The sequence below is a fragment of the Bifidobacterium polysaccharolyticum genome (assembly GCF_016101585.1).
GTDB classification, from domain to species: Bacteria; Actinomycetota; Actinomycetes; order Actinomycetales; family Bifidobacteriaceae; genus Bombiscardovia; species Bombiscardovia polysaccharolytica.
On the sequence record NZ_JACFQG010000001.1, the window covers coordinates 385,310 to 402,216 of the forward strand.

The following is a 16,907-nucleotide window of genomic DNA, read 5'->3' on the forward strand; positions in this document are numbered from 1 at the left end:
CGGGGGGCTATGTGGTCGAAGGTCGTCATCCGTCCACAGCCTGGCTGCGGACAGTACAGGATCAGGCCGGCACGACCGAAACGATCTTAGGGGCCTTGACGATGACCTTCCGCGGCTCCTTGCCACCCAGCCGCTCCTGGACGGCGGGCAGTTCCAGGGCCATGGCCTCGAGTTCATCAGGCGCGATGTCGGGACTGACCTGCAGCTTGCCGCGGACCTTGCCTTTGACCTGGACAACGGCGGTGACTGTGTCCTCGCCAAGATAGCGATCATCCCAGGTCGGCCACTGGGCGTGCGCCAGGGACTCCTTGTGTCCCAGACGGCTCCAGAGCTCCTCGCAGATGTGGGGGGCGATGGGCGAGAGCATAAGTACCAGGGGCTCAATGGCTGCCCTGGGCGTCGGATTCAGCCCGGTCAGATGGTTGTTGAGCACGATCATCCTGGCGATGGCCGTGTTGGGCCGCATGGCCTCCATCTCCACCGTCACGTCGTGGATGGTGGCGTTGAGCAGCTTCAGGGTCTTCTGGTCGAGCTCACCCTCGTCCAGAACCACCTCGCCGGTCCGTTCGTCCATCACGTTGCGCCAGAGCCGCTGCAGGAAGCGCATGCCGCCCACCACGTTGCGCGTATTCCAGGGCCGGGACTCGTCCAGGGGTCCCATGCTCATCTCGTAGAGGCGGAAGGTGTCGGCCCCATAGGTGCGGTACATGTCGTCAGGGGTGATGATGTTCTTCAGGCTCTTGCCCATCTTGCCGAACTCGCGGTTGACCGGCTGTCCCTGCCAGGTGTAGCTGACCTCGCCGCCTTCATCATGCTCCTCCACCTCGGCAGCGGGCACGTATTGACCGCGCTGGTCCGTGAAGGCGTAGGCCTGGATCATTCCTTGGTTGAAGAGCTTGTGGAAGGGCTCCTTGGACGAAACGTAACCCAGATCATAGAGCACCTTGTGCCAGAAGCGGGCATAGAGCAGATGCAGTACCGCGTGCTCAACACCGCCCACGTAGAGGTCGACACCGCCTGACTCCCCGGCCGTGGCGTTGTGCCTGGGCCCCAGCCAGTAGTCGTATTCCTCCGGATCGACCATGTGCTGGTCATTCTTGGGATCGATGTAGCGCATGTAATACCAGCAGGAGCCGGCCCAGTTGGGCATGGTGTTGGTGTCCCTGTGGTAGACCTTGGGTCCGTCACCCAGGTCCAGGGTCACGTTCACCCAATCCTGGTTGCGGCTCAGCGGGGCCTCCGGGCTGGACTGGGCATCCTCGGGATCAAAGGTCTTAGGCGAGTAGTCGGGCACGTCCGGCAGGGCCACCGGAAGCTGATCGTCGGGCAGCAGGTGGGGCAGGCCCTGATCATCATAGACCACCGGGAAGGGCTCGCCCCAGTAGCGCTGACGGGAGAAGAGCCAGTCGCGCAGCCGGTAGGAGACTGTCCCATGGCCCACGCCTGCCGACTCCAGCCAGGCAGTGACTTTCTCGATGGCCTGGTCAACCCGCAAACCATCCAAGCTGAGCGAGTCGCCAGCGGCCTGGGTTGCCTGAACCGAAGAGTCGACCACAATGCCGTCGTGAGAGACGAAAGGTGCCTTGCCCCGATAGTCGTCCAAGGTCTGTCCGGACTCAGCCAGTGGGCTGACCGTGTAGACGACGGGAAGGCCGTACTTGACGGCGAAGTCGTAATCGCGCTGGTCACCGCCTGGCACAGCCATGATGGCTCCGGTACCGTAGTCCATCAGCACGTAGTCAGCAGTGAAGATGGGCAACTTGGCCCCGGTGATGGGGTTGATCGCGTACAGCCCGGTAAACAGGCCGGTCTTGGCTCCGCCCTCGTCCACGCGATCCTTGGCGGTCTTGGCCTCGGCGGCCCGTCGGTAGGCTTGCACACCATCAGCAGGATTGACATAGCCGCCCTTCCACTGCTCGGGCACATCTTCCGGCCACTCCTGGGGCAAGTGCTGCAGCAGGTCGTGCTCTGGGGAAACCACAGCGAAGGTAGCACCGAAAAGCGTGTCAGGACGGGTGGTGTAGACCTCCATGGTCTGATCGCCGTCAGGGCTGGGCACGGTGAAGTCCACCGAAGCCCCGTGTGACTCCCCGATCCAGTTGCGCTGCATGAGCTTGACCTTATCGGGCCAGTCCAGGATATCCAGATCCTCCAGAAGCCGGTGGCCGTAGGCGGTGATGCGCATGGACCACTGCTTGAGCTCACGCTGGTAGACCGGGTAGTTACCTCGTTCCGAGCGCCCCTCGGCGGTCACCTCCTCATTGGCCAGGACCGTGCCCAGTCCGGGGCACCAGTTGACCGGCGAGCGAGAGATGTAGGCCAAACGGAAGTCGTTGAGCACCTCGGAGCGCTCGGCCTCGTCCAGGTCATCCCAGGAGGCATCGGCATGGCCGGGGATGGGCCTGCTTCCGGACTTGAAGGCCTCAACCAACTCGCTGATGGGCCTGGCCGAGCCCGTCCCTCCATCTGCACGGCGGTAGTCGGGGTCATACCAGGACTCGTAGATGCGCGAGAAGATCCACTGTGTCCAGCGCACGTAGTCGGTATCGATGGTGGCGAAGGAGCGGCGGTCGTCGAAGCTGAGCCCCAGCCGGTGCAGCTGCCACCGCATGTTGGCGATGTTCTGCTCAGTAGTGACCCGGGGGTGCTGGCCGGTCTGGACCGCATACTGCTCGGCGGGCAGGCCGAAGGCGTCATAGCCCATGGCATGCAGGACGTTCTCGCCCTTCATCCGGTGATAGCGGCTGACCACATCTGTGGCGATGTAGCCCAAGGGGTGGCCCACATGCAGGCCCTTGCCCGAAGGATAGGGGAACATGTCGATGACGAAGTAGGGACTGCGGCCCCCAGCATGATCTCCCTGGGCATCCGTCAAGTCGCCCTTGGTGTTGGCGGCCCAGAAGGTGCCCTCCTTGTCCCAGCGCTGCTGCCAGCGCTCCTCGATGGTCTGAGCCATGGCGGCATCGTAGCGGAATTGAGGCTGTTCGGATTCCTGGGTCTGCTGATGATCCCTGTCTTCATTCGCGTTCATATCGTGAATTATCGCCATTCACATGGACACAGCCAGGCTTATGTCCAGCATCCGTCATCCTAACCGGAGCTGTGCTCAGTGGTCGCCAGGCTGCAGGGTGCGAGCTGCGGCATTGATGGAGAAGCCGATGGACTTGGAGGCCCGACCCAGTGCGGCCTTGAAGGATCCGTCCCGCATCATCCTCTTCAAAGCCTGGTCAATGACATCCACCAGCTCCGGATCCCCGTGGGGCACGCCGATACCGTACCGTTCATGGGAGAAGGGATTGCCGACCAGGCGCAGCTGGCCGCCGCCGCGAACATGAGTCAGGCCGGCCAGGGCAAAGTCGTCCCCGCTGGCGGCATCAGTGTCCCCGCTGAGCAGGGCCGTGATGCACTCGGGGAACTCCTCCCGCTCCTGTACCTGGGCTTGGGGGGCCAGCGAGCGCACCAGAGCCCCGGAGGTGGACCCAGATGCCACGCAGACCCGCTTTTGGGCCAGATCCTCCACCCCGGCGATATCGTTCTGAGTGCGGCGAACCAGCAGGTCCTGCCCCGCAGCCAGGTAAGGCCCGGCGAAATCCACCAGCTTTTGCCGTTCCTGGGTGATGGAATAGCCAGCCACGACCATGTCTACCTGACCTTGTTCGAGCATGCGCTCGCGGTCCGCAGGCTTCACCTGGCGGAAAACAATCTGCGACTCGGCGTATCCAAGTTCGTGGACCACGTACCGGGCCACATCCACATCCAGACCCCGGTACTGGCCGGACTGGGCGAATCCAAGCCCGGGCTGGTCGAAGGAGATGCCCACGCTGATCTTGGGCCCGATGGAACCAGCCCGGTAGCGATCCTCCTGGCGGTCGCACCCGCTCAGGGGCACCGCCAGAACCAGCGCAACCAGAGCCGCCGCAATCCTGCGTGCAAACATAACCGGCCCCTACTTGAACATTCTCGAGCGCGTCAGGAACCAGGTTACCAGGGCGGTCAGCAGGCCTGACAGAATCACCACGACCGCAAATCCCCAGGGCTTGTCGGTAAAGGGCATGCCGAACATACCCTGGTTGAAGTTCATGCCATACATGGAGAAAATCAGCGTGGGCACCGACAGGCTGATGGAGATGATAGTGAAGATCCTCATGACGTTGTTGACATTGTTGGAGACAATGGAGGCGAAGGCGTCAGTCATGTTTGAAAGCACGCTTGAGTAAATGTTGGCCATCTCGATGGCCTGCTTGTTTTCGGTAATCACGTCGCCCAGAAGATCCTCGTCGTCCGGGTAGCGCTTGATCCGCTCCAGGCCGGTCAGCTTCTCCAGGACGATCTCGTTGGACTTGAGGCTGGTGGCGAAGTAGACCAAGGTCTTGTTGAGCTCCAACAGCATGAGAATCTCTCTGTTCTGCATGGAGTGGCGCAACTTGAGCTCCAGCCGGTCCGACTCGCGGTCGATGATGCGCAGGTAGCGCAGATAGAGGGTGGCGTTACGGTAAAGGATCTGCAGGATGAAGCGGGACTTCATGAAAGTGTTGAAACCCCGAATGGTGCCCTCCATAAAGGGATGGAGCAGAACCGTGTCCTGCATGCAGACGGTGACGATCAGATCCTCGGTAACGATGATGGACAGAGGAATGGTCTCGTAGTAGTCCCGCCCGTCGCGCTCCTCGGCCCGGGGAATGTCAACGATGACCATGGTGTATTCGTCCTCCACGTCCACACGCGAGCGCTCCTCATCGTCCAAGGGGGCGCGCAGGTCAGCCAGGTCGATGCCCGTGGTCTGCGAGACGTTGGCCAGCTCGACATCGGTGGGCGCCGATAAGCATATCCATGAGCCCTTGGAAGCCTTGCCGATCTGCTCGATCTGCCCGTTCATGGTGCTGAATACTCTCATCATCGCCATCACCGCCTCTCGTGCTCGAACCCGGCCGACGTGTCTGGCCGAACCGATAGTAGCAGATAACCAGTTGCCGCCGTGTTCAATTTCGCAGGGTAGTCCCTGGTCACCCCCTCCATGGGCGCAGGACGGCGGGTTGGATTTTGGAGGCGTCGAAGCGGAAATGACCGGTGATGGGACGATGACCGGGCGATTCCAGGTAGTCGTTCTCCCTGGCGCGCTGGCCCATGTTATGCAGAAGCAAGGGAATACCCCGGCTGTCCCTTTTATCCGAGGCCATGCCGATGCGCCAGGAGGTATCGAAGATGACGATGTCGCCCTGCTGCCACTGGTCGGTGGCCGCGATGTCGTTGGTCAGACGCTGGGCGTGCCGGGACAGGAATACGCCGAGGACGTTGGTGCGTCTGAAGTCGATGTTCGGATCAGGCCTGCTGATGACTCCGGCATAGGCCCCAGGAGACGAGGCGATGTCAGCGTCGACCATGGCTTTCAGATCGTAGCCGGCCTGTCGGAAGGCCCTCCAGATCTCATCGGTACAGGCACCCCGGTCATCGGGTGGATAGCCGCCCTGATAGTAGCCGCTGTCATAACGTGGATGGATGCGTGCCTCCTGATGGGCTCCACGCACCATAGCCGTGTAATCGTCCACACCGTCGTGGTTGTAGTCCACAGGCGAGATCAGAGGCGGGTGGACAGCAGTCTGCTCAGGAGAATACCCGAGAGGGCTATGGGAAGCGGTCTTGCGGCCGTTTGCAGAGGAACTTTGATTATCATGGCGAGCAGATCCGACACCCATCAGCCTGCCAGCCAAGGCCAAGGAGCCCGCCACAATCAAAGCAAGCGCCAGCAGAACGGCCACCCACCGCAGAACAGTCGTCCGCCCACGACTGTTGCCGCTACGGCTTTGCTCTGTCGGCACGGCGGTCACCTCATCCGGTTGCGAAGGGGTCTGCCATCCATGAACCGACGAAGATTATCCAGGCAAATTTCCCGAACCTTGTCCATGTTGGAGGGGAGATGAGCTCCCCCGGCTACATGCGGAGTGAGCAGGCAGCGTGGTTGCCTCCAGAGTGGGTGGTCTTCAGGCAGAGGTTCCGGTTCGGTCACATCCAGCCCTGCACCGAAAATGCCATCCTTATCCAGGGCTTGGGCCAGAGCCATGCAATCCACGGCATCTCCCCTGCCCGCGTTGATCAGCACGGCGGTGGACTTCATCAATGCAAGACGATGGCCGTCGATGATATGTCTGGTCTGCGGCGTTGAAGGCAGGGCCAGAGCCACTACATCCATCTCAGGCAGCAGGGCATCCAGATCGTCAAAACCAGCCAGACGGTCGAACCCCTCCACCGGCTGGTCGGGATGCCGCCTGATACCGATGGTCCGAGCGCCTACAGCCTTGGCCAGACGAGCGAAGGAGGCTCCGATATCCCCCGTGCCCAACACCAGAACCTGGCAACCGCGCGGTGAAAGGACAGCCCCGCGAGGTTCCCAACGGCCCATGCGTTGATTGTCCCGGTAACCAGGAAGGTCCTTCATCAGGGCCCACATCATGGCGAACATGTGCTCGGAGACCGACTGCCCGTAAACGCCTGAGGCACTGGTCAACATGGCATCCGGAGGCAGAACCCCCGGTTTCAGGTAGGCATCCACACCCGCGCTGCTGGTCTGCAGCCAGACCAGGTTACGGCAGGCAATCACCTGCTCGGCCGGCGGATTACCCAAAATGATCGTGGCCTCCGATCGGAGGGATTGAGGGACATCGATGAGCCAATGCATGCTCTGCCGCATGTCCGTGTCGACAATGAACTCCTGATGAACGCCTGGAGCCGCCTGAAGGAATTCCTGTCGCTCACCCTTATCCAAGGGCAGGCAGTTGATGATCAGCTGGTCCCCGGGATGGTCCTTGTTCCGCTTTTCATCCCGCATTTCGGCATCGACTTTGCCTGTCATGGTCCGCCGCCTTTCAGTTGCTGCCGACCCCCTTGGTCGCCCCTTGCCCTCATGCTAGCGCACTAGCAAGCTCAAAACGACCCAAGACCATTCGAGGATAAAATCCATCAAATAGCTCACAATCCCTGCAATTCCGGGGCAACACACTGAGTTGCTCCATTCGCCAATCCCGGTGTACTATAAGCAAGGCTTCACCAAGCAAGGTAAGTACGGGGCTATGGCGCAGCTGGTAGCGCGTCTCCATGGCATGGAGAAGGTCGGGGGTTCGAATCCCCCTAGCTCCACAGATAGAATCCCGAGGTCACCTCGGGATTCTTTTTTATATCCAATGCCCTTGCATATGCTGGAGCCTGGACCAAGACAGCACTGCCAAACTCCAGTACGGCGTAGACGGACGATCCCGTTCAATGGCCGTCTGCACTATATAGAACACACATCTCGATATCTCGATCAAGTCTTTAACCCCAGATTGCCTGCAATGTTTTTATCTCCCACTCCACTGGGTGGAGCTCGTTCAGTTCCCCATTCTTCCGTGCGAATCTTGCCTGCTGCATCCGTCGTACTGACAATCTTCCAGGGGCCTTACAATGATTCTGATTAAAAATGTCGCAGTCTATCTGCAGACAGATTAATAGGCTCATCGCAGCGACTCCGGAGGCTTGTACAACAATGACCAGAACTGAAAAGGGCGCACTGGGCGCGCTTACTGGGTTGTCCTTAGGGGACGCGTTGGGCATGCCCACGCAGAGCATGAGTCCTGCAGCAATACATGAGGCCTACGGCAGGATCCACACCCTTTGCGATGCCATTCCGGATCAGCCCATAGCTCCCGGTATGCCTGCAGGGTCTGTAACCGATGATACCGAGCAGGCGTTGATCGTGGCGGAACTGACTATCGAGGGTAAGGGACACATCGATCCGAAAGAGTTTGCCAAGCGTCTTCTGGCCTGGGAGGATGACATGAAGTCGCGTGGATCGCTCGATTTGCTCGGACCATCCACCAAGCTGGCCCTGGAACAGGTTCGCCAGGGCGCGGACATCATGACCACAGGAAGGACCGGCACCACCAACGGAGCCGCCATGCGAGTCACTCCGGTAGGCATAGCCAACAGGCCCGAGGACACCAGACGACTGGCCAATCGCATCTACGAGTCCTGCCAGGTCACCCACGACACGGTCGCAGGCTTCCAAAGTGCTGCGCTGATCGCTACGACAGTCAGCCTGGGGCTTGAGGGGATGACCGTTCGCCAGGCACTGAACGAGTCCTTGCGTATGGTGCCCGCCATGGAAACGTCCGGGGCCTGGACTCCGAAGGCATCGGTCCCCGCACGCGCTCGCCAGGCAATACGACTATCTGAGGAATTCAGCGATGAGGACGATTTCGAATGTCACCTCATTGAAGACTGCGGGACCTCGGTCGAGGCCAATGAGTCTGTGGCAGCCGCCTTTTCCCTGGCTTGGAGATTCGCCGACAATCCTCAATCGGCTCTGTTCGCCGCAGTCAACCTTGGTGGCGATACGGACACCATCGCCGCAATGACCGGCGCAATGACCGGCGCGTGCACAGGTCCCGAGGTCTTCGACCCTGCACTCTGCTCCCATGTAGCTTCGGTATCCCACCTCGACCTGCAGAAAACTGCCCGTGGCCTGATTGCCCTAAGGTAGCAAAGCGCAAAACGAATACCGTCGAATCCTTCAGGAACACAACAATGTAAAATCCACTCAACCCCAAGACCATGGGGTCCACCCAGACCACACCACAGGACTGAACAGACAAGTCATCACTACATCCAGTACATCTTGAGTCGAAGGAGACAATCCATGTCAACTGCACCAAAGGAGGGCACCATCCTCTCCAGAGTCGAGCAAAGGGGCATCGAACCTGTGCCCGAGGACCAGAGGAACGGATCGCCCGGACAACTCTTCTGGGTCTGGTTCGCCGCCAATATCTCAATTCTGGGAATCCCTCTGGGAGCTACCCTGATTGCCCAGGGTCTCAACCTCTGGCAGGCCGTGCTCGCCACGATCATCGGAGCCTTCGGATCCTTCGCCCTCGTCGGCATCATCTCCATAGCCGGCAGAAGAGGCGGCGCGCCCACGCTGACCCTGTCCCGGGCCATTTTCGGCGTCAGAGGCAATGCAGGCCCCACGCTGGTGGCCCTGCTGTCCAGACTGGGCTGGGAGACGGTGAACACGATGACCGGCGCTTTTGCGCTGCTCTCCCTGATCGCCATCATCTTCGGAACCTCAGCCGATGCCAAGCGCTCCCCCCTCCTGACCTTCGTCTGCATTGCCGTCTTCGTGGCCTTGACCGTGGTGGTCTCAGCCGCCGGTCACGCCTTCATTCTCACCGTGCAGAAGTGGGCCACCTGGATATTCGGCGCCCTTACACTCCTAGTGGCCATCTATCTGGCCACGACCGTCGACTGGTCCTCCTTCCTCGGCAATGCCCCCGGCTCAGCCAGTGCTTTCTTGATTGGCGTCGGCACCATAGCTGCGGGGACGGGCATCGGCTGGGTCAACTCCGGTGCAGACATGGCCCGTTACCAGAAGACCTCGGTAAAATCAGGCCCTCTGATCCTGACCGCGGCGGCAGGCGCCGGAATCCCCCTGGTCGTGGTCATCGGCCTGGGATCGGTCCTGACAGCAGGCAACTCCACCATTGCCTCCGCCGCCGATCCTGTCGCCGCGGTTCGAAGCGCTCTGCCTGCATGGGTTTCAATCCCCTATCTGATTGCCGCATTTGCAGGCCTGCTTATGTCAAACAACCTTTCCGTATATTCGGCCGGCCTGACCACCATCACCCTGGGCATCAGAATCCCCCGCGTCTATGCGGTCGTGGTCGATGTGGTGGTGACCACCTGCGGAGCCTTGTACTTTACCTTGGGTTCCGACGGATTCTACGGCCCCTTCGTCACCTTCATCTCCCTGCTGGCAGTGCCACTGAGCACCTGGGCAGGCATCTTCCTGTCAGATATGATCTTCCGCAAGCGTTACGATTCGGACGGCCTGCTGAATCTTCAAGCAGATTCCCCATACTGGTATTGGCACGGAGTCAACCTCCCAGCCATCATCAGCTGGCTGGTGGGGATAGTCGTCGGCTTTCTGTTTGTGACGGCCCAGGTCTCCAAGAACGAAGTCTGGTTCTCAGGACCGCTGTCCGGCAGCTTCCTGGGCAGGAACGGCCTAGCATGGCTCGTATCCCTCCTCCTGGGAGGAATCCTCTACGCCATTTTGCACCTCCTCTCCAAGGATTCCGTGGCGGTGGGGAGCAGGAGCCATGACTGAACCCAGCATCCTCCATCTGGGTCAGGTGGTGGTTGACCTTAGCATGGACATCGACCACCTCCCGGAGCGTGGAGGGGACATTTTCGCCAGACGAAGTGCCATAAAGGTTGGCGGCGGATACAACGTGATTCGCGCAGCCAGGCAGATGGGAGCGCCCATAGCCTACATGGGAGCGATTGGCACAGGTCCGATGGCGGACATGGTCCGTGTGGCCCTTGCCGCCCTTCAAGTTCCCGCCCAAGGGCCTGTTCTGGAAGACTGCGATACCGGATACTCGGTAGCCATGATCGAACCCTCCGGCGAACGCACCTTTGTTTCAGCAAGGGGCGCAGAGACCCGCGTACCAGAGGGCACCTACGAAAGCATGAATCTGGTTCCTGGCGATGTCATCTATCTGAGCGGATATTCCTTCTGTCACAAGGACAATACCCGAAGCCTGGTCGGTTTTGCTGAGAAACACCAGGACGAGGGATTTCCTGTACTCTTCGATGTGGGACCCATGGTGGCCGATATTGAGCTGGATGTGCTTGATGCGGTCAACGGACTGCATCCGATCTGGTCGCTGAATGAACGCGAGGGACCAATCCTGGCGGAACGTGTGGGATGCCAACTCGAAACTGGCGACGTAACCGAGTTGGAATCCCTCTGCCGCTCGCTTTCGCTAAGACTGGACAGTCCGGTGGTTCTTAGGGCCGGCGCTCGCGGTGCCTGGTACTGCCAGCCCAAGAATGCGATGCAAATCAAGTACATTCCCACCCCACAGGTTCGTACCATAGACACCAACGGTGCCGGCGATGCCCATTCGGGCGTTCTTTGCGCCGGCATATTCCAAGGCCTGCCCATCGAGGAGTCACTGATATTGGCAAACTGTGCAGGAGCGCTTTCCACTACTCAGCCCGGTCCAGCCACATGCCCAGATGAGGAAGCCATACGAAAGGCCGCCAGCTCGCTTCAAGGGTGACCAATGCAACGTCGGGAAAAATAAAAGCGACCGCCGACTCCATGCCGACGGTCGCTTGGCATCTCAAAGAAAGATCAGAGCAAGAGGACTCAGAGTTGCTTGCCCAGCTGATCGGCTGCGCGCAGGGCGTGAGCCACATCGGTGGGAGTCACCCCGAAGGGCATGTTGCCCATGGTCTCGTCGGGACCGCAGGCATGCTCGCCGACCTTGAGCAGATCCTCCTCGCTGGCCTGGCCGATGCCGATCTGCTCCAGGGAGGTGGGCAGACCCACGCTGCGGAAGAAGTCATAGACCCCGCGGGTCTCCTCCAGAGGCCGATCCTCAAGGACCAACTGGGCCAGGGTGCCGAAGGCCACCTTTTCGCCGTGCAGCATGGAGTGGGTGCCCTCCAGGGCGGTCATCCCGTCATGAATGGCGTGGGCTGCAGCCAGGCCAGAGCTCTCGAAGCCCAGACCGCTCAGCAGCGTATTGGCCTCGATGATCTTCTCCAGCGCAGCTGTGCGCACACCGGCCTTGGCAGCGGCCACGGCCTTGACCCCATCTTCCAGCAGGGTATCGCGGCAGAGACGGGCCAAGGCAAAGGCGGCCATGGTGGCGTGGCCTCCGGTCATGGTCACGGCGTTCGACTGCACGCAGGCGGCGGCCTCGTAGTAAGTAGCGAAGGCATCGCCCAGCCCTGATACCAGGAAGCGCACCGGAGCCTTGGCGATGACGTCGGTATCCATCAGGACCACGTTGGGGTTGGCAGGCAGGGGCAGATAACGGTCAAAGACACCCTCAGGCGTATAGAGCACGGACAGCCTTGAGCAAGGCGCATCCGAGGAGGCTGCCGTGGGCACAATCATGACCGGCAGATGGGCGAAGTGAGCCACAGCCTTGGCGGTATCCAAGGTCTTGCCGCCGCCGATGCCGATCACCGCGTCACTGCCGCCCAAATGGGCACGATGACGGTCGATCTCCTCCATGGAGCACTCGCCGCCGAATTTCATCAGTTCGTAGGGGATCCCATCGTGCTCAAAGGAGGCGACAATGTCGTCGTGGTAGAGCCCGTCGATGACCGGATCGACGATCAGATGGGCGCCCTTGGTGCCCAGAGCCGCATATTCTCCGGCCAGCTTTCCCATGGCGCCCTCCTGCTGAACATAGGAGCCTGGAGAGCACAGAACCTTGCGCATATACACACCTTTCTCATTGCTGATCCCACCTTCAGGACCGGGACCTTCGAGACGGGCCTCTTGGACCGTCCAAAAGTGACCCTAGTCACATTACATGATGGAATGGGTGTGCCGCGCCGGGTCGTTCGTCAGTTGTGAGGCGAGGGACTGGTCGTTGTCATCGGTGACGACTGTGGTGTTGAAGTCGTGCTTGAGGGACTGGGTGTGGAGCTGGTCGCGTCGGCAGACGGCGAAGGCGAGCTCGTAGGGTTGCCTCCATGCTGCTGACTTTGCCCGGATCCCTGTTCGTTGCCCTGGTTCTGATTCGTTCCTGAAGGTTGATTTTGAGGGGCACTCGGGGTCGACTGATATTCGGGCTCCTCTGTCCGCTGCACCGGTTTGGAGGGGGTCTCTTCATCCTGGTTGGGGGTTACCACCTGGCTGGTCGGTGGGCTGACCACGTTGCGAACCACCTTGTCGGTGCCTTCGCCCTTGGTCAGAGCATTGATGGCCAGGGCGGACAGCAGTACGGCCACCAGGGCGCTGACCACAGAGACAATGATGACGTTGCGCCGGCGCTGATCCAGCTTCTTCTTACTGGTTGCTGCAATGGAGGCCGTATGGGTTCGTGGTCCATTGCTTGACGAAATGGTTCTGCCGGTCTTGGCTGCCGACTCTTCGTCACCGACCGTAGGCATGACCTGGGTGGACCCATCTACCGGGGCCATTACCTGGGTCGATCCGTCGGCAATATTGCTTGAATCGTTTGGATGACCCTTTCCCTGGGCCGGCAACGCCGTGGTCTGTCCATCGGCGGCTAAATCGGCACTCGATTCAGTTCTGGAATCGTCATCATCCTTGTCGGCACTACCGCCCACGGACTCCTGAAGCTTCTGGCCAGAGGCTTCCAAAACATTCTTGTAGATCTGCGAGGCCACAGCAGAGACGATGGAACCGATGGCTACGCCGATGATGGATCCCGCCACGCCGATCTTGGCGGCCAGCCAGAAGGAGGTCATGGCTGCAAGAGCGCCGGCGATGATCTGCGCCCAGGAAATGTCATGAAAGAACTGCTTCACTCCGACCCCTTTTGATCCAACGGCTGGTTGCTGCGCTCTTATGGTAGCTGGTGGTCATGGCGATAGTGTGATGGTGGGCCGATCGCCCAAAAACCTCAGTCGGTCTGGACCAGCCCCCTGGGATTGTCCCAGTCACCCCGCATGGCGATGGCTGGTCCACGATTGTAATCAATCATGGACCATCGCAGGCCACCGTCTGGCAGGTCTCGTGGCATCAATCGCGCCCAGTGGGCGTTCCGCATGGTGACCAGGCCCAGGTATTCGGGATACGCAGTGGCCATGCCCAGCAGAGCCTGAAGGGTCTCGGCAATAAAGGACCCATGGGAGAAGACCATGAGATCCGTGTCCGGACCAGCCCGGTGAATCCATCGATTCAGGGTTTCCAGGCCTCGTTTGCCCACCTGGGCCTTGGTCTCGGCACCGTGGAGCAGCTCTCCCCCGGCGCCCCGGGACCAGGATTCGTAATCCTCAGGCCAGCGTTGACGAACCTCCTCAGCACTGGCTCCCTCCCACTCGCCAAAGCTGCGTTCACGCAGCCCGCGATCAAGATGGACCGGCTGATCCAATGGATCGGCGAAGGCATGAGCAGTGGCAGCAGCCCGGCCCAGATCAGAGGAAACCACCAGCAGGTGACGGTCTTGGGGTGCGCCGTCCACATATTCAGCCCGCAACTCCTCGCCGGTCCTCTCCACCTGCCAGCGGCCTACGCTGTTGAGAGGAATGTCAATCTGGCCCTGCATCCTGTGCCCTGCATTGTATGAGGTCTGCCCATGGCGGACCACAGTCATGGAGCGCACATGCCGGCTATCTTTGGCGGTGGTATCTGTGTCAGTCATGGCTTTCCTGAGGATCAGCGAAACGGCTGCGCAGATCATCCTCATTCAGATCATCCGCCTTGGAGGCCAGCTGGCCGTCCGGGTCATCATCGGCAAGGGTGAAGGGATGCTCCAGCTGCAGGTCCACCTGGGGGCAGTCCTTCCAGAGCCGTTCCAGGTCGTAGTAGGCTCGGGCCTGTTTGTGCATGATGTGGATGACGAAGTCACCGTAGTCCAGCAGAACCCACTGAGCCTCCTGGACGCCTTCCCGAGAGCGCGGGTCCAGATTCTTTTGCAGATGAAGCTGCTTCTCCACCTCCTCGGCGATGGCCAGAACCTGACGTTCGTTGCTACCGGTGGCCACCATGAAGATGTCGGTGATGGCAATGGGTTGGGAGACGTCGAAGGCCACGATATCCATGGCCTTGACATCGTTGGCAGCCCGAGCGGCCACCCGGACCGCGTCGATGGATTCCTGCAATGCTGGCACTTGTCACGCCTTTCCTCGTTGTGAAGCAGATGCTGTCATGGTTACCGTTCCCAGGCGGGCTTCCAGTCCGGAACCTGATGCTGGTCATTAGTGGAATAAACCATGGCCCCGTCTTCCACCGGATGGCGGATGACCGAACCGGCTCCGGTCGTGACTCCGTCGCCCACCTGGACCGGAGCTACGAAGAGATTCCCTGCGCCCACGTGCACTTCCGACCCAATCTCGGTCCGGTTCTTATGCACGCCATCGTAGTTGGCCGTGATGGATCCGCCACCCACGTTGCTGTCGTGGCCTATGTGCGCATCCCCTACATAGGAAAGATGGGGAACCTTGGTCCCGTGGTCAATGGTGGCCTTCTTCATCTCGACGAAGGCCCCGGCCTTGGTGTCCTCGGCAAGGATGTTGCCAGCCCTTAGATAGGTCCAGGGGCCGATGTTGGCCCGGGCTCCAATCCGGGTCTCCTGCACGCGGGAGCGCTCAACCTTGGCCTGCGGCTCCACGATCGCATCGATCAGGGTGGTATATGGGCCGATGACGGCATCCGAGGCGATCTCGGTATGACCCTGCAGGAAGCAGCCGGGAAGAATGACGGCATCCCGCTGGATGACCACGTCGTCCTCAATCCAGGTGGTGGATGGGTCCAGGATGGTCACCCCCTGGCGCATGAACTCCTGGCAGACCCGCAGGTTATGGGCCTTAGCCAGATCGGCCAACTGAATCCTGTCGTTGACCCCTTCAACCTTGAGCGGATCAGGAGCGGCGAAGGCCCCGACCCTGCCCAGGCGACGAGCAGTCTCCAAGGCATCGGTCAGATAGAACTCCCCCTGGGCGTTGCTGTCGTCCAGGCCGCGGACTGCCTGTCGGAGCAGGTCAGCCTCGAAGACGTAAACAGAGGTGTTGACTTCCTTGACGGCCAGCTCGGTGCCGGTGGCATCCCGCTGTTCGACGATGCGCAGAACCCGTCCATCCTGGTCACGAATGATGCGACCGTATCCGGTGGGATCGTCCAGATTTACTGTCAGCACGGTGGCGCCGTCGCCGGAGCTGACATGATAGTCGAGCAGACGATGCAACGTGTCTGCGTCCAACAGGGGCATGTCGGAGGCGACGATCAGCACCTGACCGTCGTGTCGAAGTTCTCCATCCAGCTGATCCACGGCGCACTGGACCGCGCGTCCCGTACCCGGTCGGCTGTCCTGACGCACGATGCGCACCTGCGAATCGTAAGAGCGTGCAGCCTGCGCCACCAGGTCGGCCTGATGATGAACTACCACAGCCGTCAGCTCGGGATTCAGAGCAGTCACCGAAGTCATGACCCGCTGCAAGAAAGTCTTGCCGGCCAGGGTGTGCAGAACCTTGGGATGGGCCGAGCGCATACGAGTGCCCTCGCCTGCAGCCAGAATGATGCCAGCGGTCAGCGTCTGCCCGCCGCTCAAAACTCCACCACCCCGCTCTCGGCGATGTCGATCAGATCCTGAATGGAGTCCACCACCTGGTCAGGGCGGTAGGGGAAGGTTTCCACCTCAGATCGTGTAGTGATGCCTGTCAGCACCAGGAAGGTGTTCAGGCCAGCCTCAACTCCGGCCACCACATCAGTATCCATACGGTCGCCAATCATGGCCGTGGTCTCGGAGTGGCCACCCACCCTGTTTAGAGCCGTGCGGAACATAATGGGATTGGGCTTGCCCACAAAGTAGGGCTCCCGGTTGGTGGCCTTGGTCACCAGAGCTGCGACGGCTCCCGCCGCAGGCAGGACACCGTTCTCGCTGGGGCCTGTGGCGTCCGGGTTGGTGCAGATGAAACGGGCCCCGCCCAGAATCAAGCGGATAGCTGTGGTGATGGACTCAAAGGAGTAGGTTCGGGTCTCGCCCAGAATCACATAGTCCGGGTTGATATCGGAAAGAATGAACCCGGCCTCGTGCAAGGCTGTGGTCAGCCCGGCCTCACCAATCACATAGGCCGATCCCCGCGGCATAGTCCGAGACACGAAGTCGGCTGTAGCCAAGGCTGAGGTCCAGATCCGGTCTTCAGGCACATCGATACCCGAACGACCAAGGCGGGCCGAAAGGTCGCGAGGGGTGTAGATGGGATTGTTGGTCAGCACCAGATACTGGCGGTTATTGCGCTTGAGGGTGTCGATGAATTCGGCAGCGCCGGGCAGGGCCGTGTTCTCGTGCACCAGCACGCCGTCCATGTCGGTGAGCCAGGTTTCGATCTTCTTGACTGCCAAGACAGTTCCTTTCGGTTGGTCACCGACCCCAAGGAGGCCGTCT

14 protein-coding genes and 1 tRNA gene are annotated in these 16,907 nt (G+C 60.6%); 4 read left to right on the forward strand and 11 right to left on the reverse strand.

Annotated elements, in window-relative coordinates; all coding sequences use genetic code 11:
• Nucleotides 1-61: 61 nt before the first annotated feature.
• The 5 genes from leuS to H3T90_RS01585 form a co-directional block, all read right to left on the reverse strand.
• Nucleotides 62-3,031, reverse strand: coding sequence for a leucine--tRNA ligase (gene leuS / locus H3T90_RS01565; protein ID WP_198229377.1), 2,970 nt, complete (start codon nt 3,029-3,031; stop codon nt 62-64).
• 75 nt (nt 3,032-3,106) lie between these two features.
• Nucleotides 3,107-3,937: a glutamate ABC transporter substrate-binding protein gene (locus H3T90_RS01570; RefSeq protein ID WP_046322835.1), complete on the reverse strand. Its 831-nt coding sequence runs from the start codon at nt 3,935-3,937 to the stop codon at nt 3,107-3,109.
• A 9-nt stretch (nt 3,938-3,946) separates the two neighbouring features.
• Nucleotides 3,947-4,897, reverse strand: a complete 951-nt coding sequence (locus tag H3T90_RS01575) for a magnesium transporter CorA family protein (RefSeq protein WP_046322833.1) — start codon at nt 4,895-4,897, stop codon at nt 3,947-3,949.
• 106 nt (nt 4,898-5,003) lie between these two features.
• Complete coding sequence (locus tag H3T90_RS01580) at nt 5,004-5,816, reverse strand: DUF1287 domain-containing protein (RefSeq protein ID WP_046323744.1); 813 nt, start codon at nt 5,814-5,816, stop codon at nt 5,004-5,006.
• Nucleotides 5,817-5,821: 5 nt separating this feature from the next.
• Entirely contained in the window at nt 5,822-6,823 is a 1,002-nt protein-coding gene (locus tag H3T90_RS01585; RefSeq protein ID WP_046323743.1) for a D-2-hydroxyacid dehydrogenase, read from the reverse strand.
• 235 nt (nt 6,824-7,058) lie between these two features.
• On the opposite strand from H3T90_RS01585, the gene H3T90_RS01590 reads away from it, so the two are divergent.
• The 4 genes from H3T90_RS01590 to H3T90_RS01605 all read left to right on the forward strand — a co-directional run bounded on the left by H3T90_RS01590 (nt 7,059) and on the right by H3T90_RS01605 (nt 11,096).
• A tRNA-Ala gene (locus H3T90_RS01590) sits at nt 7,059-7,131 on the forward strand.
• 385 nt (nt 7,132-7,516) lie between these two features.
• Nucleotides 7,517-8,512, forward strand: a complete 996-nt coding sequence (locus H3T90_RS01595; RefSeq protein ID WP_121913316.1) for an ADP-ribosylglycohydrolase family protein — start codon at nt 7,517-7,519, stop codon at nt 8,510-8,512.
• A gap of 156 nt (nt 8,513-8,668) precedes the next feature.
• Complete coding sequence (locus H3T90_RS01600; RefSeq protein WP_198190703.1) at nt 8,669-10,135, forward strand: purine-cytosine permease family protein; 1,467 nt, start codon at nt 8,669-8,671, stop codon at nt 10,133-10,135.
• A complete protein-coding gene (locus H3T90_RS01605) occupies nt 10,128-11,096 on the forward strand; it encodes a PfkB family carbohydrate kinase (RefSeq protein ID WP_198190702.1) in 969 nt (322 codons plus the stop codon). Before H3T90_RS01600 ends, H3T90_RS01605 begins: the two co-directional genes overlap by 8 nt.
• Before the next feature lie 89 nt (nt 11,097-11,185).
• On the opposite strand, the gene H3T90_RS01610 is transcribed toward H3T90_RS01605, so the two are convergent.
• The 6 genes from H3T90_RS01610 to H3T90_RS01635 form a co-directional block, all read right to left on the reverse strand.
• Complete coding sequence (locus H3T90_RS01610; protein ID WP_198190701.1) at nt 11,186-12,271, reverse strand: glycerol dehydrogenase; 1,086 nt, start codon at nt 12,269-12,271, stop codon at nt 11,186-11,188.
• A 128-nt stretch (nt 12,272-12,399) separates the two neighbouring features.
• Nucleotides 12,400-13,329 carry a hypothetical protein gene (locus H3T90_RS01615; protein ID WP_198190700.1) on the reverse strand — a complete coding sequence of 310 codons (930 nt, stop codon included), beginning with the start codon at nt 13,327-13,329 and terminating at the stop codon, nt 12,400-12,402.
• A 95-nt stretch (nt 13,330-13,424) separates the two neighbouring features.
• A complete protein-coding gene (locus tag H3T90_RS01620) occupies nt 13,425-14,165 on the reverse strand; it encodes a histidine phosphatase family protein (protein WP_046322827.1) in 741 nt (246 codons plus the stop codon).
• Nucleotides 14,158-14,634, reverse strand: a complete 477-nt coding sequence (gene rsfS, locus H3T90_RS01625) for a ribosome silencing factor (protein ID WP_046322826.1) — start codon at nt 14,632-14,634, stop codon at nt 14,158-14,160. Before rsfS ends, H3T90_RS01620 begins: the two co-directional genes overlap by 8 nt.
• Before the next feature lie 41 nt (nt 14,635-14,675).
• Nucleotides 14,676-16,052: a bifunctional UDP-N-acetylglucosamine diphosphorylase/glucosamine-1-phosphate N-acetyltransferase GlmU gene (gene glmU, locus H3T90_RS01630; RefSeq protein ID WP_255297787.1), complete on the reverse strand. Its 1,377-nt coding sequence runs from the start codon at nt 16,050-16,052 to the stop codon at nt 14,676-14,678.
• Between the two features lie 14 nt (nt 16,053-16,066).
• Nucleotides 16,067-16,864 (reverse strand): HAD-IIA family hydrolase, encoded by a 798-nt coding sequence (locus tag H3T90_RS01635; RefSeq protein WP_015021717.1) that lies wholly within the window; start codon nt 16,862-16,864, stop codon nt 16,067-16,069.
• Nucleotides 16,865-16,907: the final 43 nt, after the last annotated feature.